We start from the raw sequence: 21,358 nt of genomic DNA, 5'->3' as shown, positions 1-21,358 counted from the left end.
GATCGCTCCTCTCCCCGTTCGCGTCCCGTCAGCCCTGCCCGGCCCGGGCTGCCTGGGCGGCCGGGGCGGACTCGGCGGGCTGACGGTCGGCGAGCAGGTCGATGATGGTGCGGGCGAAGACGTGGCAGTGGTTGCCGGTGCGGCCGGTGACCAGGTCGTCGTGGATCACGACGTCCTCGTCGACGTACTCGCCGCCCATGTTGCGCAGGTCGCCCAGCAGGTTGTTGTGCACGACCGCGCGCCGGCCGCGCATCAGGTTCGGGACGGGCGCGGCGAGCCACATGCCGTGGCAGATGATGCCCTTGACGATCGCCGGGTCGGCGAACGCGCGGCGCAGGAACTGCGACGCGGGCGGCAGCCGGTCGGGGTCGTCGGTGTAGCGGAGGCGGTCGGAGACCATCCCGGAGGGGACGATCACCGCCGAGTACTCCTTGAGCGCGAACTCGTCGACGTCCTCGAAGGACTCGGTGACCTCGAAGGGCATGCGGTGCTCGTGCCCCTGGAAGGTCATGGCCTCGTTGCCCCAGAGCCGGGTCAGGAAGTGGACCTCGGCGCCCTCCTCGGGGAAGCGGTAGCGGTAGTAGAGGATCTCGGGCTCGTAGAAGTCGCTCTCCATCAGGACGGCGATCTTGTGTCCGTTCAGTCGCACGGGGGTCACCCCTTTCCCTTGGCCGTCACCAGGTCGACGAGGAACGGCCCGTGGTGGTCGAGGGCCTGGGCCACGGCGCCCTCGGCCTGGCCGGGCTTCTCCACCCGTACGGCGGCCACGCCGAGGGAGCGGGCGAGGCCGACGAAGTCGATGGGCGGGTGGGAGAGGTCGAACATGCCGGGCTGTTCGTGGGCCGGTATGCCGGTCTCCCGCCAGTACTCCTCGATGTTGTCCTCCAGCAGCCGGTAGCTGCCGTTGTTGCAGATCACGAACTTGGTGGGCAGGCCGTAACGGGCGGCCGTCCACAGGGCCTGGAAGGTGTACATGGAGCCGCCGTCGCCGGTGAAGCCGACCACCGTGCGGTCGGGGTGGGCGAGCTGGGCGCCGAGCGCGCCGGGCAGGCCGACGCCGAGGGAGCCGCCCCGGGTCTGCATCCACTGGCCCGGCACGGTGGGCGGCAGGTGGCGGAAGAGCACCGGGGACGCGGTCAGCGCCTCGTCGAACAGCAGGGCGTCCGGCGGGAGTTGGCGCGCCAGTTCGCGGGCGAAGGCGGCGGTGGGCACGGACTGCGCCTCGCCGTCGGCCAGGTCCTTCTCCCGGGCGCCGGCCAGGGCGTCGGCCCGTTCGGCGGCCCGCACCCGCAGCCGTTCGGCCGCCTCGGCCCGCCGTGTGCCGCCCAGCTCCCCGTGCAGCGCGTCGGCGAGCAGCCCGAGGGTGGCCTTCGGGTCGGCCACGATGCCGAGGTCGACCGGGAAGTTCTTCGCGATGGCGTCGGTGTCGAGGTCCACGTGGACCACCGGGGTGCCCTCGGCGAAGACGTCGTACAGGGCCGGGAACACCTCGGGCAGCGCATAGGTGCCGACGATCAGGACGCCGTCGGCGGCGCCGGTGATCCGCCGGCTCTGCTCGCCGAACATGTGCCCCAGCTGACCCGCGTACGCCGGGTGCTGCACGGAGAGGTTGACCTCCGCCCAGTCGGCGCCGTACACGTCGGCGCCCCACACCTCGGCGAGGCGGGCCAGTTCGGGCTGGGCGCCCGCGAAGTGCACGCCGTCGCCGGCCACGATCAGCGGGCGGCGGGCCCCGGCGAGCAGCGCGGCGGCCTGGGCGACGGTGTCCGGGGCGGGCAGGCTGCGGGTGTCCGGGTAACTGACCGGAACGACCCCCTCCCGGGTGCCGGCGTCCATCACGTCGGCCGGCAGCACCACCAGGACCGGCCCGTACGGCGGGGTTCCGGCCACCTTGAAGGCGCGGCGCAGCACCCGCAGCGTGGAGTCGGGGTCGAGCACCCGGGTCGCCCACTTGGTGACCGGCTCGGCCATGCCGACCAGGTCGGCCGCCATCTGGGCGTCCAGTCCGGCGTACCGCAGCCCGGCCTCGCCGACCAGGGTGACGATCGGGGCGTGACCGCGCATGGCCTGGTAGAGCATGCCGATGCCGTTGCCGAGGCCGACCCCGGAGTGCAGTTGCAGGACCGCCGGGGTGCGGGTGGCGCGGGCGTGGCCGTCCGCCATGCCGACGGCCGTGGCCTCCTGCAGGGCCAGGATGTACCGGATCGAGGGGAAGGAGCGCAGTTCGTCGAGGAACCCCTGCTCGACCGTGCCGGGGTTGCCGAACATGTACCGGACGCCTTCGGCCTCCAGTTGCTCCAGGAGCGCGACGCGCGCGGGCCTGCTGTCCATGCTGGTCACCTCTCGCGGGACGGGATGTCAGGACGTCAGGAGGTCCTGAACCCCCACTGGCGCAGGCCCTGTTCGAGGACCTCGACGGTCTTCTGGCCGGTCAGGTAGGAGTCGGGGGTCGAACGGCCCGTGATGAACGGGTAGTCGACGATGACCGAGGTCTCCTTGCCGAAGTTGCCGTGGTAGGCCCCGCCGGGCGCGGTGGCGTCCCGCAGGATGTACTCCAGCGGGTACGGCGGCGGGCCCATCACGAAGTCGGTGCCGAGGAACCCGGTGCCGTCCTTGTAGTCGTACTCGATGCAGTGCCCGGTGACGTGCTTGCCGCGGATGATGGACGTCCTGGTCTCCTGGTCGCGGGCGAAGGCCAGGCAGGCGACGCCGTAGCACTCGGCGGCGATCGGCCGGTCCAGTTCGCGGAAGGCGAGGATCAGGTCGTGCACCCGCCAGTTGTTGGCGAGGTCGACGATGGGTCCGCTGCCGCCGACGATCAGCAGCGCGTCGTAGCGGTCGGCGATCTGCCGGCGGATCTGCTCCAGGCGGCTGTGGTAGGCCTCCCAGTCGCGCAGGAAGTACGGCCGGGAGCGGTAGGGCCGGTCGGGCAGCCAGGACGCGAGGTCGAGGGGGTTGTCGAGCCGGTCCGACTCCTCGACGGCGCGCACCTTCGCCGCCATCTCGGGCGTGGTGACGGACCGGCCGAGCGGCGGGTCGACGTACTCGGGGTCCATGCTCGGCGGCAGCGCGTTGGGCCGCTTGCCGGTGGGGGTGGCGAAGGTGACGTGGTAGCCGGCCTGGTCGAAGGTCTCCAGGGGGCCGATCAGCTCCTCGCCCCAGTAGCCGTGTTCGGACAGGACGACGAGGATGCGCCTGCTCATGGGATTCCTCCCGGTTTCGGCGGGACGGTGCCAAGTGGCGGATTCCTGTCTACGGCGGGGCACTTCGTCCGGACCATCGCCGCCGCCCGTGCTCACGGCACATGCCCAAGTGGCCGAATGCACTACGGCATGTTGTGGCCAACGCCTGCGGGCCGGTCGCTACCGGGCGGTACGGCCGCCTCGGCAGACGAGTTGCCCGAGCCGGAGCTGCGACTTCGCACAGTGCGGCCGGAGTTCCGGCGCCCGCCGCGCGGGACGTCCCGGCTGTGGGGTCATCGGACGCGTATCGCTCCCGGTTTCCCGGGGGCGGGACCCCGATGAGCGGAGACATCCATGTCCACCGAACAGACCGGCTCCGACCGGGAGATCGAGGAGTTCGTGCAGCGCTGGTTCGGCCTGCTCAACGTGCACGCCCCGGTCACGGAGCTGCTGCCCTACGTCTCCGACGAGGGCCTGGAGATGGCCTTCCCGGAGCGCACCCTGCACAGCCGCGCGGACTTCGTCGACTGGTACGCGGCCGTCGGTGAGGCCTACAGCGAGCAGGACCACACCGTGGAGAAGCTGGTCCACCAGGAGACCGGGGCCCGGATCGGCATCGACCTGACCGTCGTCTGGACGGCGAAGTCCACCGCCGACGGCTCCGTGTCCTCGTTCCGGATCAACCAGCAGTGGCAGCTCGAACGCCCCGCGCCCGGTGCCGCCCCGGTGATCGTCGACTACCAGGTCGGCGAGCCGGCCGCCCTCTGACCCCGTCACCGTTTGGAGGCTGTCATGCCGTCGAATCCGACTCCCCCGGTGCCGCAGGGCGCCGACTACGTGGTGGTCGGCGCGGGTTCCGCCGGCTGTGCCGTCGCCGCCCGGCTCAGCGCGGACCCGTCCGTGACCGTGATCCTGCTGGAGGCCGGCGGCCCGGACGAACGTCCCGAGATCCACCACGCGGACGCCGCCGCGGTCCTCTCCCTGCTCACCGCCGACTGGCGCGGCGAGATCGACTGGGGCTACGTCACCGAGCCCGAGGCCGGCATGGACGGCCGCCGCATCCCGGTGGCCCGCGGCAAGGTCCTCGGCGGGTGCAGTTCCGTGAACGCCCTGATGTGGGTGCGCGGCAGCCGCCACGACTACGACCGCTGGGTCACCGAGGGCGCGACCGGCTGGTCCTACGACGACGTCCTGCCCTACTTCCGGCGCGCCGAGAGCTACTCCGGCGGCGGCTCCGCACTGCGCGGCGCCGACGGACCGGTCCGGGTACGGCAGCTGGACCGCCCGTCCCCGCTGGCCTCCGCCTTCGTGGCGGCGACCGCCGAACTCGGCCACGACGCCGCGAGCGACGGCGACTACAACGGCGCCCGGCAGGACGGCTTCGGCTTCCTGTACCAGACCAACCGCGACGACGCGGGCGGGCGGTGCAGCGCCGCCGACGCCTATCTGCGCCCGGCCCTGGACCGGCCCAACCTGACCGTGCTGACCGGCGCCCGCACCACCCGGCTGCTGCTCGACGCCGGACACGACGGGGCCCGGGTCACCGGCGTCGAGTACGTCCGCGACGGGGCACCGGCACAGATCCGCGCCGACCGCGAGGTCATCGTGTCCGCAGGGGCGTTCGAGTCGCCGAAGCTCCTGATGCTGTCCGGCATCGGCCCCGCCGGGCACCTCGGGGCGCACGGCATCCACTGCGTGCGGGACCTGCCGGGCGTGGGCGCCGGGCTCCAGGACCACCTCTTCACCCCGGTCTGCTACCAGTCCCTCCAGGAGCACCCGTCCGGCGCCCTGCTCTCCGAGGCCGGGCTGTTCACCCACACCCCGGCCGCCGACCCGGACGGCCCGCCCGACCTGCAGTTCACCTTCGGCCCGGTCAAGTTCCTGCCGCCGGACGCGCCCGCCGACCAGTGGGATGGCCCCGGTCTCACCTTCGCCCCGATCGCCGTGCTCCCGCACAGCCGCGGCCGGGTCCGGCTGCGCGACGCCGACCCGGAGTCCAACGCGGTGATCAGCGCCGGCTACCTCACCTCGGCGGCCGACCTGGACGTCCTGGTGTACGGGGTCGAGCTGGCCCGCGAGCTCGCCGCCACCCGGGCCTTCGACGCCTTCCGCGGCGACGAACTGGGCCCCGGCAAGGACGTCACGACCCCGGCCGAGCTGCGCGCCTACGTGGCCGCCAACGCCACCACCCTGTGGCACCCGGCCGGCACCTGCCGGATGGGCACGGGCCCGGACGCCGTCACCGACCCCGAGCTGCGCGTCCACGGCATCGAGGGCCTCCGGGTCGCCGACGCCTCCGTGATGCCGTCCATCGTGGCCGGCAACACCCACGCACCCAGCGTCATGATCGGCGAGCGCGCGGCGGCGTTCGCCCTCGGCACCGACCGGCCGCTTCCGACCGCCGCCCGACCGACCGAGGGGATGCACCATGTCCACCCGTGACCAGCAGGACATCCAGAAGCTCTACGCCCGCTTCCTCGACGCGCTGAACGCCGGCGACCTGCAGGGCGTCCGCGCCGTGCTCAGCCCGGACTTCACCGACCACCACCCCGGCTTCGACATCACCGGCATCGACACCTACCTGGACGCGGTGCGCGGCGCACACGAGGGGCTCGACCTCAAGGGCGAGCTGGAGGAGGCGGCGCCGCTCGGCGAGGACCGGCTCGTCACCCGGGTGAAGCTCACCGGCACCCACCTCGGCGACGTCCTGGGCTTCCCGGCCACCGGCCGCAAGGTCGAGTGGTCCACCACCGAGATCTGGCGGGCCGAGAACGGCCTGTTCGCCGAGCGCTGGGCCCAGGACGACCTGCTCGGCCTGCGTACCCAGCTGTCCTCCGACGACCTGAACTACACCGTGGTCCGGCAGGTCAGCGACGCCGTCAACGAGCGCCGCTACGACGACCTCGACGACCTGTTCGGGCCCACGTTCAGGGACAACAACCCGGCCTGGAGCGTCGAGAGCCTCGACGAACTCAAGGTGATCATCAAGGGCGCGCACGACGCGCTGGACATGCGCGTGCACCTCGACGCCCTGTACCCGGCCGCCCCCGACCGGGTGATCATGCACATCACCTTCCACGGCAAGCACATCGCGCCGTTCATGGGCCAGGAGGCGACCGGCAGGGACGTCTCCTGGACCAGCCTGGAGGTCTACCGCCTGGAGGACGGCAAGGTCGTCGAGCGCTGGGTCCAGGCCGACACCGCGGGCCTGATGCGCCAGCTCGGCGTGGACCTCCCCTGACCTCGCACCCCCTTCCGATCGCACTGGAGAGGACGGGCGCATGAGCACCCGAGAAGTGGTCGACACGTACTACCGGCTCGCCAACGAGGGCGACTGGGACGCCTGGAGCGACCTGTTCGCGATCGACCAGACCATGGACGAACAGCTGGCCGGGCACGTCGAGGGACGCGAGACGCTCCGGGAGATGATGAAGGGCTTCCCGCAGATGTACGCCTCCTTCGCCAACGTGCCCCGTCTCGTCGTCGTGGACGGCGAGCAGGCCGCGGTGGTCTCCGACATCACCGCCCGCACCCCGGACGGCATCGCGGTCGAGGCCGTGGTGTGCAACTACTTCCGGGTCCGCGGCGGGCTGATCACCTACATGACGAACGTCCACGACACCGTGCCGTTCGCCCCGGTCACCGGGAAGTGACGGCCGTGCCGACCGCCGCCCCGAACGGCCTGCGCTGGGCGCACGTGGGCCTCAACTGCCGTGACCAGAAGGCCACCGAGGAGTTCTACACCCGGCACTTCGGCTTCCGCCGGGCCCGGGTCGTGGAGGCCGACGGCACCCGTGTGGTCTTCCTGCGCAACGGCCCGGCCTGCCTGGAGCTGTTCGCGACCGACGCGGAGCCGCTGGTGACCGCCGCGAAGGACGGCCCGGACAGCCCCGGCACCGCCCGGCACCTCGCCTTCCAGGTCGACGACGTGGACGCGTTCCTCGCCGCCGGCCGGGGCGAGCTGGAGCCGACGCTCGGGCCGCTGACGTTCGACGAGTTCATCCCCGGCTGGAAGACGGTCTGGGTCTCCGACCCGGACGGCGTCGTGGTGGAGGTCAGCCAGGGATACACCGACCAGTCCACCGAAGAACTGGCCACGTACGCCTGACAGGAGAGTTCCCCACTATGAAGGCCGTTCCCGAGCAGACCATTCTCATCACCGGCGCGACCGACGGTCTCGGCCGTGCGGTCGCCCGTGAACTCGCCGCGCAGGGCGCGTCGCTGATCCTGCACGGCCGCAGTGCGTCCAAGGGCGCGGACCTGCTGGCCGAGCTGCGCGCGGCCGGCGCCACCGGCCGGCTCAGCTACGAACTGGCCGACTTCTCCTCCCTGGAGGACATCGGCAAGCTCGCCGAGCGGATCCTCACCACGTACGACCGGCTGGACGTACTGGTGAACAACGCGGGCATCGGCGTCGAACTGGCCCGCCAGGAGAGCCAGGACGGCCTGGAACTCACCTTCCAGGTCGACTACCTGGCCGCCTACATCCTCAGCTGCCGGCTCGCCCCGCTGCTGGTGGCCTCGGCCCCGGCCCGCATCATCAACGTCAGCTCCGCGGGCCAGGCGCCGATCGACTTCCGGGACGTGATGCTGGAGCGCAACTGGGACGGCGTACAGGCCTACTGCCAGGCCAAGCTCGCCCAGATCTCGCTCACCTTCGACCTGGCCGACCGGCTGGCGGGCACCGGGGTCACGGCCAACGCGCTGCACCCGGCGTCGTACATGCCGACCAAGATGGTGGTGAACCTGTTCACCCCGCAGAGCACGGTCGCGGACGGCATGCGCAACACCCTGCGGCTGATCACCGACCCGCAGCTGGACGACGTCTCCGGCGTCTACTTCAACCGCTCCACCCGGTCCCGGGCGGGCGCCCAGGCGTACGACGAGGATGCCCGCGCGCAGCTGCGCAGGCTCAGCGAGTCGTTGACCGGCGTGGCGTTCCCGGTCAGCTTCGGCTGACCCCGGCCCGTACGGCACGAGCCCCCGCTTCGCGGGGGCTCGTTCATGTTCCGGTGAGTTCGTCGACTGCGGCGCCGTCGTGGCTGGTCGCGCAGTTCCTCCCCCAGCCTTCGACCGGGGGGACCCCCAGCGCCCCTTACGGGGCGACGGACAACCGGTGGTGGAAGACGTTACGCGGGTCCCAGGCCGCCTTCACGGCCTGCAGCCGGGCCAGGTTGTCCTTGAAGTAGAGGCTCTGCCAGGACACCCCCGAGGTGTTCCAGGCCGGGTCGGCGAGGTCGGTGTCCGGGTAGTTGATGTACGACCCGTCGTTGGTGTCGTCCGGCACGGGCACCCCGCCGGTGGCCGCGTACAGGTCCCGGTAGAGGTTCCGCATCCAGGTGACGTGCCGGTCGTCGGAGGCGGCGTCGGGCCAGTACGTGGTGAAGTTCGCCTTCAGGACCGAGTCCCGCTGGGCCAGCGCGGTGGCCGAGGACGCGACGGTGTTGACCTTGCCGCCGTAGGAGTAGAGCAGGATCCCGGCGTGCCCGTCGTAACCGGCGTCGGAGAGGTGTCCGTAGAGCGTCGAGGCCTGCGCGGCGGACCAGCCCCTGCGCAGGTAGGCGCCCTTGGACTTGGTCCGGTTGTACAGGCCGGTGTCGTAGGGGTCCTTGAGCGTGGTCTTCAGCCACGGCCAGGAGGAGCGGACCTCGGCGTACGGCGCCCCGATGCCGCCGGCCACCGCCTGGACGTACGCGTCGAGCAGCGCGGCCGCGTCCGGAAGGGTGCCGTCGATCTGGGAGTTGAGCACCAGGCTGCCCTGCACCCGGTTGTAGAGGATGAGCACGCTGTGCAGGCTGTCGTAGGCGGACCCGGCGACGCTGTTGCGGGCGTGCCAGGCCCCGTGGTCCACGATGAGCGCGGTGAAGGCGGCCTCGGTCAGATCGCTCCACTTGACGGTGACCGTGGACTTCAGGAGCGTCTTCGGGGGCCTCGGCAGCAGTCCTGCGGGGTCGGTGCCGGTGGCGTCCGGGGAGCGGAACCAGTAGCGGGTGACGATGCCGTAGGTGCCGCCGCCCCCGCCGGTGTGCGCCCACCACAGCTCGCGGTGCGGGTCGTCCGGCTCCCGGGTGGCGACCACCGCGCGGGCGGTGCCGGACGCGTCGACGGTCACCACCTCCACGGCGTACAGGTGGTCCACGACCGCGCCGTGCTGCCGGCACATCGCGCCGTACCCGCCGCCGGTGACGTGCCCGCCGACCCCGACGGTCGGACAGGTGCCACCCGGCAGCGCCACCCCCCACTCCAGGTACAGCGTCCGGTAGACATGGCCGAGCGTGGCGCCGCCCTCGACGAGGAAGGCCCGGCGCGCCGGGTCGTAACGCACCGCGTCCATCTCGGACATGTCGACGAGTATCCGCACGTCCGGGTCGTCGACGAGCCCGTCCAGGCAGTGCCCGCCGCCGCGCACCCCGATCCGTCTGCCGTCCCGCACGGCCTCCTGGACGACGGCCACCACCTGCTCGGTGCTGTGCACGAGCCGCACGGAGTCGGGAGCGGCGGTGAATCTCGCGTTGTAGCCGCGCGAGGTGAGGTCGAGATAGCGCGCGTCGGAGGTGCCGACGGTGACCGCGGCGGGGCTGCCGACCGCGTCCCCCGCGGCATGGGCGGGAGCCGGCACGAGGGCCGCGCCGGCCCCGGCGGCGGCCGCGGTGCCGAGAAGTCCGCGCCGGGTGAGCCCCGCGGCCGTCGGCCGCTGCTCTGACTGCTGCTGTCGTGTCTGTCGTGGCTGTCGTGTCACTGGTGTCTCCTGATTCGTTGGGAAACGGCCACCGCCCGGGAGGCGGGGAGCCTCCCGGGCGGCAAGGGGGAGCCGGCGGACAGGGCGGTCAGACGACCTCGTGTCCGCTGACGGTGGTCTCGGGGATCTCGTCGCGGACGTCCCAGTGCTCGACGATCAGTCCCTCGTCGATCCGGAAGACCTCCACGACGACCATGCCGCGGTCGTCCGGGTCGCCGCGGAACCGGGTGTGCAGGAAGACCAGGTCTCCGGACCCGGCCGCACGGCGGATCTCGAACCGGGCCCGCGGGTACTGCTTGTGGAACCCGTCGACGAACTCCACCAGCGGGGCCCGCCCGTCGGGCAGGTTCGGGTTGTGCTGGATCAGGTCCTCGGCCAGGTACTTGTCGGCCAGCTCGGTCCGCCCCTGGTTCCAGACGGTCTCGATGTACTCCCGAACGAAGTTCACCTGGTGGCTGCTCATGGGTTCTCCTTCACTGATTGGAACTGGCTTTGGTGCAGCGCCCCGTAAGGGGCGCTGGGGGTCCCCCCGGCCGAAGGCTGGGGGAGGAACTGCGCGACCAGCCACAACGGCGCCGCAGACGACCGGCTGAGCGCTCAGCTGGTGTGCACAGGGGTCACGGCCCGGTCGGCGGTTGCCGCAGCGGCGACCTGCCGAACCGAGGACAGATGGGCAAGCCCCGCCAGCACAAGGACACCGAGGGCCGCCCAGGGAATCGGCCCGGCCCCCAGATCCGGCAGGAGGCTGCTGCCGATGAAGCTGCCGAGGCTCATCCCCAGGTACAGCGCCGCGGCGTTCATCGCGAGGATCAGCCCCGGCTGCAACGGCACCAGCTCCACCAGCCGGGCCTGCTGCGGCGCCTGGTACATCTGGCTGAAGAACGCCCAGAACGCGAAGAACACCACCCCGGGCGTGGAGTGCGGCGCGACCAGCAGCAGCGCGAAGCCCAGCGCCAGCCCGAGCACCGCGACGCTCACCGTGCGCCCGCCGCCCAGCCGCTCGGCGATCCGCGGCGCACAGGCGTTGCCCGCGACCCCGATGACGCCGAAGGCGAGCAGGGTGAGCGAGATCAGCCCGGAGGACGCGCCGAAGCGGTCCTTCAGGTAGGCGCCCGCGATGCCGTAGACGGTGAACTGGGCGGCCATGAACAGCAGGGTCGTGGTGACCGTCGCCGCGGTGGCGGGCGTGCGCATCACCTCGCGGTACGCGCCGACCGTCGGCGGTTCGCCGGCCGGGATCTCCGGGACGAAGACCAGGACCGCCACGAAGGAGAGCGCCGACAGCGCGGCCACCCCGAGCAGCGCCGGGCGCCAGCCCAGCGAGCCGCCGAGGAACGAGGCCAGCGGCACGCCGAGCACCGCGGCGGCCGTCATGCCGCCGAACACCGTGGCGAGGGCGCGCTGCCGGCGCTCGGGCGGCACGATCAGCGCGCCGGCCGCCGAGGCGCCGGGCCCGAAGACCGCGGCGCCCATCGCGCCGAGCACCCGGGTGACGGTGAGGAAGCCGTAGTTGGGCGCGAGGGCGCCGAGGGCCGCGCCGACGGTGAGCAGGCCGATGCCCACGAGCAGCACCCGCTTGCGGTTCCACCGGCGCAGCAGGATGGGGGCGGTGGGTGCGCAGACCGCGAAGGTCAGCGCGAAGACGGTGACCAGGATGCCCACCGTGGCCGGCTGGACGTGCAGGTCGTCGCCGATCGGGCCGTTCAGGCCGACGACCGCCAGCGAGATCGTCCCGAGGCTGAAGTAGCCAAGTGACAGGGAGAGCAGGCCGGGTAAGGCGCTGCGGGACGGCATCAAGCCACCTCCTCTTCCTCTTCGTCATCGGTGCCGGAAAGGCGGGAGCCGGAAAGTTCCATACGGCGAACCTAGGAACGCTCCGCGTCCCGCCGAGGCCGCTCCGGAAGGCCCTGCGGCACTCCCCCAGATCCGTCGGCCTACTACGTCAGGTCGTCGCCGGCCGTCGCCCGACCGCCGTCAGGCGGCTGTCACGCTGTCCCGAAGGCCCGGTTGCGCAGGATCAGCGGCACCTGCCGCCCGGAGCTGATCAGCCAGTGCTCGACCGCGTTGACCAGCAGGAGCAGCACGGTGGTGACGGCGAGGGTGGCCACGCCCGGGAGCCGCCAGAACGGCAGGGCGAGGGCGAGCAGGGCGAGGCCGCAGTAGAACCGGGTGGCGGACGCGGCGCCGAACATGCGGCGCCGGGTGTAGCAGAACGCCAGCATGAAGAGGGCGGCGCCGGACGGCAGCAGGGCGGCGCCCAGCCCGTCCGGGGTGTGCAGGGGGTGGCGGACGGTGCGGGTGGCGCCGACGGAGACCAGCAACAGGCCCACGACCAGGACGAGATGGCCGTAGCTGAGCACGTCGCGGACGACGATCGACGGGGTCGGGTGGGTACGCAGGGCGTGCGCGACGGCCGAGGCCACCAGGTGGAAGTAGAGCCACCACAGGGCGCAGCCGACGAGGAAGGCGAGGACGAGGGCGGTCAGTTCGGCCGGGGCGAACGTGCCGGTGGCGGCGCCGGCGCCGACGGCGAAGACGTTCTCCCCGAGGGCGATCATCACGAACAGGCCGAACCGCTCGGGCAGATGGTTGACGCCGAACGCCAACTGGCGCAGGTGGCCGCTGAGTACGACGGGTGCGGCGATCTCCGCGACGACGGCGCAGGCCCAGCAGACCTCGCGCCAGGGCGCCGGCACGGTTGCGCAGGCGAACAGGACCAGGGCGAAGGCGAGTCCGGCCCGGTAGGGGTGGATGGTGTAGAGGGCGCACTCCTTGCGGATCGCCTCCCCGATCAGCAGGCGCAGGGCGAGGTAGCTTCCGGAGTACAGCAGGGCCGCCTCCCGGTCCGCCAGGGCGAGCGGGGCGGCCACCGCCATGCCGTAGACGGCGAGCGCGGTCAGCAGCAGGAACACCCGCTGGAGGTTGGTCTCCAGCACGGCGTTCATCGCCATGACCACGTCCACCCAGGCCCACCAGAGCGGGACCAGTACGAGCAGGCACTCGCCCAGCACCGGCCAGCTCGGGTGCGCGGCCACCGGGTGGGCGACCTGGCTCACGCCGAACGCGAGGACCAGGTCGAAGAAGAGTTCCGCCCAGGTGGTACGGTCACGCGCCGGAACGGCAGGAACGGTCGTCGTCGCTGCGGTTGCGTCGGTCATTTCTGTATGGGGGCACGCCCCCCGTCTGCCGCCACCACGGAGTGGAAGGCCGGTGCGTACTGCGGGAAGTCGCGGCGCCGGATGTCCCAACTCGGCCGCCGGGCCCTGCACCCGGCGCGCCCCGCCGTCGCCCTCCGGACCAAATCGGGTCGCCCCTCTCCCGATCTGACGTCCCGTCAGCTACACCTGACGGTATGACAGACGACGCGACGCACGCAGCCGACACCCGCAGCGACCTGTACGCGGAACTGGCCGCCGTCGGCCCTTACGGAGCCGGCCTCGGGCACGCGCTCATCACCATGGTCGAGCCGCACCCCGGCCACGAGCGCGCGTACAACCGCTGGTACGAGGACGACCACTTCATCGCCGGCGCGATGGCCATGCCGTGGATGTACGCGGGCCGCCGCTGGGTCGCCACCCGGGACCTCCAGCTCCTGCGCTATCCGGAGAAGTCGGCCGTCGCGCAGCCGGTGACGGCCGGGTGCTACATGTCCGTCTACTGGATCACCGCAGGCCGCTACGCCGACCACATGCGGTGGACGGTCGGCATCAACAAGCGCCTCAACCGCGACCACCGGGTCTTCCAGGACCGTACGCACGTCTTCACCGCCTTCCAGGACCACGCCGGGACCGTCTACCGCGACGGCGACCAGGGCCCCCGGGACATCCACGCCCTCGACCACCCCTACGCCGGGCTCGTCGTCCAGGTCGTCGACGCCAGGTCCCCCGGTCAGCGTGCGGAACTGCTCGCCTGGCTGCGCGACGACCACCTGCCGAAGCGGCTGGCCGGCTCCCCGGCGGCCATGGTGACCGTCTTCGCTCCGACACCGCTGCCCCTGGACCGGATGACCTACGTCAAGCAGGTCGAGGGGGTCGGGACCCGGCTGACCCTGCTGTGGTTCCTCCAGCAGGACCCCCGCGAGGGCTGGCGGGAGCACTTCGCGGACCTGGACACGGCGGTGGCCGCTTCCGGCCTCGGTGACGTGCAGTTCGTCGCGCCGTTCGTCCCCACCGTCCCGGGCACCGACCGTTACGCGGACGAGCTGCGGTGAGCCCTCAGATCCCGGGGTCGAGTTCCTGTTCGGCCCACACGGTCTTGCCGCCGCCGGTCACGCACCTGGCTCCGTGGCGCCGGCAGAGCTGGCCGACGATGTAGAGGCCGCGGCCGCCTTCGTCACTGGTGCACGCGTGGCGCAGCCGGGGGAGGGTGTCGCTGGTGTCGGACACCTCGCAGGTCAGGACCTGGTGCCGGATCAGGCGCAGGCGGATCGGGCCGGTGGCGTGGCGGACGGCGTTGGTGACCAGTTCGCTGATGATCAGCTCGGTGGACGCCTCCAGACGTTCCAGTCCCCACCGGGCCAGTCGCCGGGTGACCAGAGTGCGGGCTCGGTGGACGACGGCCGGGTCGCTGGGCAGTTCCCAGCACGTGGTCTGTCCTGGGTCCAGTGCATGGGTCTGCGCGACGAGCAGGGTGACATCGTCGCCCGGCGACTGGGTCGGCATGGTCGTGATCACCGAGGAGCAGAGGTCTTCCAGGGACCGGCCAGGGCATGCCAGGGCGCCGCCCAGGTGCTTCATGCCGACGTCGATGTCGTGGTGGCGGCTCTCGATCAGGCCGTCGGTGTACAGGGCGAGCCTGCTGTTCTCGGGCAGTTCCAGCTCGACGGCTTCGAAAGGGACCCCCAGCCCGACGCCGAGCGGCGTTCCGGAGGGCAGGTCGGGGAAGGAGACCTTTCCGTCGGGGTCGATGACCGCGGGCGGGGGGTGCCCGGCCCGTGCCATGGTGCACGTGCGGGTGACGGGGTCGTAGACGGCGTACAGGCAGGTCGCACCGGTGAGGCGGGTCGGGTCCTGGGAGTCGGCGTCCTCCTCGGCCAGCCGCCGGACCGTGTCGTCGAGGTGGGTGAGGAGTTCGTCGGGGGGCAGGTCGAGATCCGCGAGCGTGTGCACCACGGTGCGGAGCCGGCCCATGGTCGCCGCGGCGTTGATGCCGTGCCCCACCACGTCGCCCACGACGAGCGCCGTCCGGGCGCCGGACAGGGGGATGACGTCGAACCAGTCGCCCCCGACGCCGTTGTCCGCGTCGGCCGGCAGATAGCGTGAGGCCGTCTCGACGGCCGTGCCCTCCGTCAGACGCTGCGGGAGCAGGTTGCGTTGCAGGGTGAGGGCCGCGCTGCGTTCACGTGCGTACCGGCAGGCGTTGTCGAGGGCGAGCGCCGTCCGGCTGACGAGTTCCTCGGCGAGGAGCAGGTCGTCCTCCTGGAACGGCGCGGGTTCCTCCGTGCGGATGAACACCGCCGTACCCAGGAAGGTGTGCCGGGTGCGGATCGGGACGACCAGCAGGGAGTGCATGCCGTTCTCGTGCACGGTCCGGGCCCGGTCGGGGTCCCGGTCGAACCAGGTGCCCGGAGAGCGGTCCAGGACCGGTTCCAGATGGGAACGGCCGGAGGAGAGGACCTTCGTGAAGGGCGAGTCGGGCGGTACGGCGACCAGTTCACCGCGGGCCCACGGCGACTCGGGGACCCCGTGGTGGATCGAGGCGATGCCCGCGCGCCGGAGAGTGCGCCGCCGGTCGTCCGGCGGGCCGATGCGGGCGAAGGGCGCTTCGCCGAACTGGATCGACTCGGCCAGGTCGACGTTGACGTAGTCGGCCAGCAGGGGTACGGCGAGGTCCGCCAGCTCCTGACCGATCTGCATCACGTCCAGGCTGTTCCCGATGCGCGTGCTGGCCTCGCTGAGGATGGCCAGGCGCTCGCGCGCCCGCTGGCTGCCGGTGACGTCCACACTCGTGCAGCACACGCCCGTGGCCCGGCCGTCGGCGCCCTGCAGGCAGAAGTACGAGGCCGCGATCGCATGCTCGCGGCGCGGATCCGCCGGCGGCCACGCACGGTACTCGTGGACCGTGGTGATGCCGCTGTCCAGGACCTCTCGCATCACCCCCTCCAGCCTTTCGGCCTCGATGCCGGGCAGCGCCTCCGGGAGACGGCGTCCCAGCCGCCGATCGCGGGGAATGCCGTCCTGCCGCTCCATCGCGTCGTTGGTCCAGACGCAGTGCAGGTCCCGGTCGTGAACCACGACGCCGATCGGGGTGCGGGTGAGAAGCGAGTCCCGGACCCATCCGGTGGTCGCCACCGGGGAGAGCGAGGCGATGTCGGTGCCGGAGATGAGCCAGTGGATCTCCCGGTCTCTCCCCCACAGCAGCGAGAACCGCAGGCTCGCCTTGAGGGTGTGGCCGTCGCGGTGCCGGACGGTCGCGGTGCCGGACCAGCCGCCCCGGGCCAGGCACTCCTCGGTCGAAGCCCACTCCAGGAGTGTCCGGCGGGTGACGGGCAGGATGGTGGAGACGGCCCGGCCGACCACTTCCGCGGCCGGGTGGCCGACAAGTCGCTGCGCCGTGCTCGTCCATCCGACCACCGTCCCCTCGACGTCGGTCATCGCGATGGCGGCGTCGGGCGTCTCCCGGGGGTCCAGTCGCTCGCAGAGGCCGCCTTGGAATATCTCGGTCACCGGATCTCTCCCTCACGTGGATGTCCAGGAATCGGGCCGGAGACGGCAGGGCGGTCGTTCTCGCACCGGCCGGCCCGGCGGTCGGGCGCCGCCCGCTCCTCGCCGCCCGAGAGGATCGGGGCCCTGCCGTCCTGATCGCGACAGTAAGGACGAGAGTAGGAGCGGGAAACGGGAGAGGCCCCACACGTAAATCACCATCTTCGGGCTGCGGTTTGTGACATAGAAACAAGTCGATCAGCGTCGTAGCCTTTGAGGCGTGGGCATGGAGGGTCCGGAACCTGCGCGAGAACTGTCCGTGAGTGCGGCAAACATAGAGTCACATCTCATGGAGATCTCGCACGACGTATGGGAACACCTGCTCATTGAAGTCCCGCAGGTCAGAGGGGATGACAATGTCGAGAGAATCCTGCTGGCGAGCGTCAAGGAAAATGTCGCCACCCTGCTGCACATCTTCGAGAACGACATCTCTCTGGAAAATCTTGAGGGGCTTTCCGCGGCCGACGAGTACGCGCGGAGACTGGCTCAGCGGGATATCTCCGTCAACGCACTGATCCGGGCCTACAGAATCGGGCACTGGCGTTTCCTGCAATGGTGCCTGGACGAACTCGCCCGCCGGGGCGCCGACGACGTCGTCTCCGCCGCCGCCAACCGGCACATGCTGAAGGTGAGCTTCGGTTACATCGACAGCATCACCGAGCACGTCATCGAGGTGCACCGCCGGGAGAGAGAGCGCTGGCTGCTGAGCCGGCACGCCGTGCGGGCCGCGCGCGTGCGGGCCGTCCTGGCCGAGGAAGAGGTGGACCTCGACGCGGCGGACACCGCTCTCGGCTACCGCCTGCGACAGCACCACCTCGGGCTGGTGGCCTGGCTGCCGGAGCTGACCGACGGCGGCGCCGGACTGGTCCGGCTCGACCGGCTCACCCACAGGATCGCCAAGGAACTCGGCTGTCCCGCCAGTCCGCTGTTCATACCCCGGGACGAAGCACTGGCCTGGGCCTGGCTGCCCTTCGGCGCACACGGCGAGGCCTCCTGGGAACGGCTGTCCGGTGCGGTCGAGAGCGGCGAGCCCGCCGCGCAGGTGTGCGCCGGAAGCGTGCAGAGCGGGGTCGAGGGGTTCCGCGGCACGAACAGGGAGGCGCTACGCGCACAGGAGCTCGCCACGGCGGCGAGTCCAGGCCGGCGGTTCACCGCGTACGCCCAGGTCGCTCCGGTCGCGTTGATGTGCAGGAACCTCCCGGATCTGCGCACCTGGGTGGGGCGGGTCCTCGGGCCGCTGGCCGTCGACGACGACCAGTGCGCACAGCTGCGGCAGACCCTGCACGACTTCCTTGCGACCGGAGGCAACTACACCGCTACGGCAAGCAACGAGATCCTGCACAAGAACACCGTGCACTACCGCATCCGCAAGGCCGAGAGGATCATGGGCCGCCCGGTCCGGGCCGGACATGCCGATCTCGAGGTCGCGCTGCTCGCCGTCGAGTACCTCGGCTCCACGGTCATGCAGCAGCCGTCCGCAGACGGCACGAAGGTGCGCCGGCCCGGTGGGAGTCCTCGGCATCACCGCTGAGGGCGTCGGGTTCGGCTGTCCCGCAGCGAGGTCGTACGCACGCGGCCGCCGTCATGCGCGCCGGACGACCAGCACGGCCACGTCGTCGAGGTGGTCCACCGCGACCGCGGCGTCGAGGATGCGGTCGGCGGTCTCCTCGGCGTTCAGCCCGTCGCGGAGGGCCGCGCCGGCCAGCGTTCCGGCTCGCTCCAGTCCGGCGTCCAGCGTGAGGCCCGGCCCTTCGACCACGCCGTCGGTGACCATCACCAGCACGCTGTCCCCGTCCAGGGTGAAGGTCTCCTCGCGGTACTCGGTGCCGGACACGACTCCCAGGACCGGCCCGCCCGCCAGCTCGTGGACGCTGTGACTGCCGTCCGTGCGCGCGCACAGCAACGGCACGTGGCCGGCGCTCGCGCCGGTGACCTGTCCGTCGCGTGGGTCGACGTGCAGGATGGTGCAGCTGGCGAATCGTGCGGGGGCCATCGTGACCAGCAGCTCGTTGGTGCGGGTCAGCACGGTTCCCGGATCCGGTTCCTGGGCGGCGATCGCGCGCATGGACAGGCGGACCTGTCCCATGAAGGCGGCGGCGTCCACGTCGTGCCCCTGAACGTCGCCGATCTCCAGGGCGACCGCGCCGTCGGGCATCACGAAGGCGTCGTACCAGTCTCCGCCGATGTCCAGCCCGTCCCGGCTCGGCCGGTAGCGGGCGGCAACCTGCAGCCCCGGGAGGTGCTCGGGCAGCGTGGGGAGCATGGTCTGCTGGAGCGCCGCGGCCAGCTCGACGCGTGTCTGCTGCAACCTGATGCGACGCAGTGCCTGGCCTGCCAGGTCGGCCAGCGTGCCCATGAGGGTCCGCTCCTCGATGGACGGCCGGTATCCGCTGCGGTACGTGATCTGCCACGCCCCGAGTGGCTGGTTGCCGGTCTCGCTGAGGGGGGTGACGGAGACGGTGTAGTCGGAGCCGAGCCGGGCGAGCCACGGCAGGGATGCCCCGCGCGGCCAGCGGCGGACGTAGTCCTCCTGGTCGGGGATGAACTGCGGTGTGCCGTTGCGGATCGCTTCGGGCAGCGGGCTCGGATGGTCCAGTGACATGCCGTGCAGGGCCTGCGCCTCCCCCATCGATATCCCGGCGTCGGAGGAGACGCGCAGACGGCCTTCGTCGACGACGGCGAGCAGGGCGCCGGTGGCACCGAACGTCGCGGCGAGCCGGGTCAGGACAACCTGCTGCAGTTCCTGCTCCGTGCCCGCGGTGATCAAGGCGGAGGAGAAGTCGGCGGTGTCTTTGGCGCGCTGTCGCTCGGCAGCCAGCGCGGCCTGCGCCTTCTTCTTGCGCTTCTCCTGCTTGGTGTCGTCGCGGACCACTCCGAAGACCCGCTCGGGGCCGCCGTATCCCAGCTGGATCCGACGGGTCTGAATGGCCAGTTGGTGCCGGCCGTCGTGCTCGGTGAGGTACCGAAACCTCACCCAGGGGGACTGGGCGGGGGGCGAGCGCAGGAGCTGCCGAAAGGCCTCCCGGTCGTCAGGGTGCACTGCCGATATCACTCGGGAAAGCGGCGCGGTGAGATCCGGGTAGAGCGCGACCAGGGCCGGTAGGCCACCGAGCCACTCCATCTGGTGCTCGTCGGGCGAGTACATCCACAGGCCCAGGTCGGCGGCCTCGGTGGCCAGCCGGAACGGGATCAGCAGACTCGTCACGTCGTTCCGCGCGTCCAGGGCGTGCACCCAGACCAGCTGCTCGTCAGTGGAGGGATCCGTCACCGGCCGAGCCTCGATCAAGGAGGCAACGGGTGCCCCGCCGCGCCCGGGGAACTCCAGTACCCGCATCGCGACCGTCCGCGTCCTGCCGGCGTGGGCCACGAGACTCTCGACCGGCATCCGCTGGCTTGCGGGCCACAGCTTGCCGAAGTCACGTCCCGGGCACTGCTCCGCCGGCCAGCCCAGCGCCGTGGCCATCGCAGCGTTGAGGCCGCGGACGGATCCGTCCGTCGCCAGAAGAGCCGCCGGGTCAGCACTGCGAAGAAGTTCGTCCGAGACGTCCATCTGCGGCTCCCAGGCACATGCCGAAACAGCCTTCTGCGCCATTTTCCCGCATTTTGTCGCAATACGCCGATAAGGAGCGCGCCCGTCCGTGCCGCGTGCCGACGGCAGGGAAATCCCACCGGAAGCGTCCGGCAGCCACCCGCGACGAGGAGTCGGCAGAGCCCGGTCGCGGTACAGCAGCGGAGTACGGCCACCCCCCGGCAGCGGCCCACGGCCGCCGGCGCCCCGCGGAGACTCCGACAGGACCGTCGCCGGGGCGGACACCGTACGGCCCCGCCACGAGCCCGGTGCAGGTCTCGCCGCGGCTGTCGGCGCCCCTGCGGTTCCCCTTTCCGGCGGTCGCCCATACCCTGACGCTCCGTCAGATAAAGCGCCAGGGTTCAGGAGGCCTCCATGTCGCTGCTCGCGGGCAAGACCGTCGTCGTCTCGGGAGTCGGCGCCGGGCTCGGGCACCAGGTCGCGGCGGCCGTCGTACGGGACGGCGGGAACGCCGTGCTGGGTGCGCGGACCGAGGCGAACCTCGCGAAGAGCGCGGCCGGGATCGATCCGGAGGGCAGCCGGACCGCTTACCTGCCCACCGACATCACCGACGAGGGCCAGTGCGCGGCGCTGGCCGCGCTGGCCCGGGAGCGGTTCGGCGGGGTCGACGCGGTGGTCCATGTCGCCGCCTGGGACTCCTACTTCGGCGGGGTCGAGGACGCCGACTTCGCGACCTGGGCCTCGGTGCTCGACGTGAACCTGCTGGGGACGCTGCGGATGACCCGGGCGTGTCTGCCGGGGATGAAGGCCGCGGGGGGCGGCTCGGTCGTCTTCATCGGCACCCAGTCCGCCGTCGCCGCGCCCTCACAGGTGCGGCAGGCCGCGTACGCCGCGTCCAAGGGGGCGCTGACCAGCGCGATGTACTCGCTGGCCCGGGAGCTGGGGCCGCACCGGATCCGGGTCAACACGGTGCTGCCGGGCTGGATGTGGGGGCCGCCGGTGCAGGCGTACGTCCAGGTCACCGCGCACACGGAAGGGGTGCCGGAGGACGAGGTACTGGGCCGGCTGACCGGACGGATGGCGCTGCCGGAGCTGGCGACGGACGGGGACGTGGCGGACGCCGCGGTGTTCCTGGCGTCCGACCGGGCGCGGGCCATCACGGGCCAGTCGCTGCTGGTCAACGCGGGTGAGCTGATGCGCTGAGGGG

Annotated in this window: 18 protein-coding genes; 9 read left to right on the top strand and 9 right to left on the bottom strand. The window is 71.7% G+C overall.

Annotation, left to right across the window (positions count from 1 at the left end):
• Positions 1-28: 28 nt before the first annotated feature.
• Genes ACIQVL_RS27225 through ACIQVL_RS27215 form a run of 3 tightly spaced genes read right to left on the bottom strand, consistent with a single transcriptional unit; the run spans position 29 to position 3,203 of the window.
• Positions 29-649, bottom strand: a complete 621-nt coding sequence (locus tag ACIQVL_RS27225) for a DJ-1/PfpI family protein (protein ID WP_403427022.1) — start codon at positions 647-649, stop codon at positions 29-31.
• 5 nt (positions 650-654) lie between these two features.
• Positions 655-2,331 carry a thiamine pyrophosphate-binding protein gene (locus ACIQVL_RS27220; protein ID WP_403427020.1) on the bottom strand — a complete coding sequence of 559 codons (1,677 nt, stop codon included), beginning with the start codon at positions 2,329-2,331 and terminating at the stop codon, positions 655-657.
• A 35-nt stretch (positions 2,332-2,366) separates the two neighbouring features.
• Complete coding sequence (locus ACIQVL_RS27215; protein WP_361296529.1) at positions 2,367-3,203, bottom strand: type 1 glutamine amidotransferase domain-containing protein; 837 nt, start codon at positions 3,201-3,203, stop codon at positions 2,367-2,369.
• Between the two features lie 333 nt (positions 3,204-3,536).
• On the opposite strand from ACIQVL_RS27215, the gene ACIQVL_RS27210 reads away from it, so the two are divergent.
• The 6 genes from ACIQVL_RS27210 to ACIQVL_RS27185 are packed head-to-tail and all read left to right on the top strand — an operon-like array spanning position 3,537 to position 8,141.
• A complete protein-coding gene (locus ACIQVL_RS27210) occupies positions 3,537-3,950 on the top strand; it encodes a hypothetical protein (protein ID WP_403476587.1) in 414 nt (137 codons plus the stop codon).
• Between the two features lie 24 nt (positions 3,951-3,974).
• Entirely contained in the window at positions 3,975-5,624 is a 1,650-nt protein-coding gene (locus ACIQVL_RS27205) for a GMC family oxidoreductase (protein ID WP_403476586.1), read from the top strand.
• Entirely contained in the window at positions 5,611-6,423 is an 813-nt protein-coding gene (locus ACIQVL_RS27200; RefSeq protein WP_403427014.1) for an ester cyclase, read from the top strand. Before ACIQVL_RS27205 ends, ACIQVL_RS27200 begins: the two co-directional genes overlap by 14 nt.
• A gap of 40 nt (positions 6,424-6,463) precedes the next feature.
• Complete coding sequence (locus ACIQVL_RS27195) at positions 6,464-6,835, top strand: nuclear transport factor 2 family protein (protein WP_362599838.1); 372 nt, start codon at positions 6,464-6,466, stop codon at positions 6,833-6,835.
• A gap of 5 nt (positions 6,836-6,840) precedes the next feature.
• Positions 6,841-7,290, top strand: a complete 450-nt coding sequence (locus ACIQVL_RS27190) for a VOC family protein (RefSeq protein ID WP_403427012.1) — start codon at positions 6,841-6,843, stop codon at positions 7,288-7,290.
• A gap of 17 nt (positions 7,291-7,307) precedes the next feature.
• Positions 7,308-8,141 carry an SDR family NAD(P)-dependent oxidoreductase gene (locus ACIQVL_RS27185; protein ID WP_403476585.1) on the top strand — a complete coding sequence of 278 codons (834 nt, stop codon included), beginning with the start codon at positions 7,308-7,310 and terminating at the stop codon, positions 8,139-8,141.
• A 136-nt stretch (positions 8,142-8,277) separates the two neighbouring features.
• Here the strand turns inward: ACIQVL_RS27185 and ACIQVL_RS27180 are convergent, their stop codons facing one another.
• The 4 genes from ACIQVL_RS27180 to ACIQVL_RS27165 all read right to left on the bottom strand — a co-directional run bounded on the left by ACIQVL_RS27180 (position 8,278) and on the right by ACIQVL_RS27165 (position 13,079).
• Positions 8,278-9,921: an FAD-binding protein gene (locus ACIQVL_RS27180; RefSeq protein ID WP_403476584.1), complete on the bottom strand. Its 1,644-nt coding sequence runs from the start codon at positions 9,919-9,921 to the stop codon at positions 8,278-8,280.
• 88 nt (positions 9,922-10,009) lie between these two features.
• Positions 10,010-10,384 carry a nuclear transport factor 2 family protein gene (locus ACIQVL_RS27175; RefSeq protein WP_089102071.1) on the bottom strand — a complete coding sequence of 125 codons (375 nt, stop codon included), beginning with the start codon at positions 10,382-10,384 and terminating at the stop codon, positions 10,010-10,012.
• Between the two features lie 134 nt (positions 10,385-10,518).
• Entirely contained in the window at positions 10,519-11,715 is a 1,197-nt protein-coding gene (locus tag ACIQVL_RS27170) for an MFS transporter (RefSeq protein WP_403427006.1), read from the bottom strand.
• A gap of 191 nt (positions 11,716-11,906) precedes the next feature.
• Positions 11,907-13,079, bottom strand: coding sequence for a low temperature requirement protein A (locus ACIQVL_RS27165; RefSeq protein ID WP_403427004.1), 1,173 nt, complete (start codon positions 13,077-13,079; stop codon positions 11,907-11,909).
• A gap of 194 nt (positions 13,080-13,273) precedes the next feature.
• On the opposite strand from ACIQVL_RS27165, the gene ACIQVL_RS27160 reads away from it, so the two are divergent.
• On the top strand, positions 13,274-14,131 hold the full coding sequence (locus ACIQVL_RS27160) for a hypothetical protein (RefSeq protein ID WP_403427002.1): 858 nt from the start codon (positions 13,274-13,276) through the stop codon (positions 14,129-14,131).
• Positions 14,132-14,135: 4 nt separating this feature from the next.
• Here ACIQVL_RS27160 and ACIQVL_RS27155 read toward each other — a convergent pair whose 3' ends face one another.
• Entirely contained in the window at positions 14,136-16,586 is a 2,451-nt protein-coding gene (locus ACIQVL_RS27155; RefSeq protein WP_403476583.1) for a SpoIIE family protein phosphatase, read from the bottom strand.
• Positions 16,587-16,911: 325 nt separating this feature from the next.
• On the opposite strand from ACIQVL_RS27155, the gene ACIQVL_RS27150 reads away from it, so the two are divergent.
• Positions 16,912-18,153, top strand: a complete 1,242-nt coding sequence (locus tag ACIQVL_RS27150) for a PucR family transcriptional regulator (protein WP_403476582.1) — start codon at positions 16,912-16,914, stop codon at positions 18,151-18,153.
• 51 nt (positions 18,154-18,204) lie between these two features.
• On the opposite strand, the gene ACIQVL_RS27145 is transcribed toward ACIQVL_RS27150, so the two are convergent.
• Complete coding sequence (locus ACIQVL_RS27145; RefSeq protein WP_403426997.1) at positions 18,205-20,172, bottom strand: SpoIIE family protein phosphatase; 1,968 nt, start codon at positions 20,170-20,172, stop codon at positions 18,205-18,207.
• A 393-nt stretch (positions 20,173-20,565) separates the two neighbouring features.
• Between ACIQVL_RS27145 and ACIQVL_RS27140 the strand changes: the two genes are divergently transcribed.
• Positions 20,566-21,354: an SDR family oxidoreductase gene (locus ACIQVL_RS27140; RefSeq protein ID WP_403476581.1), complete on the top strand. Its 789-nt coding sequence runs from the start codon at positions 20,566-20,568 to the stop codon at positions 21,352-21,354.
• Positions 21,355-21,358 lie beyond the last annotated feature (4 nt).

This window comes from Streptomyces sp. NPDC090499 (assembly GCF_044769305.1).
Classification (GTDB): Bacteria; Actinomycetota; Actinomycetes; order Streptomycetales; family Streptomycetaceae; genus Streptomyces.
This window is presented reverse-complemented; position numbering and strand designations above follow the sequence as displayed.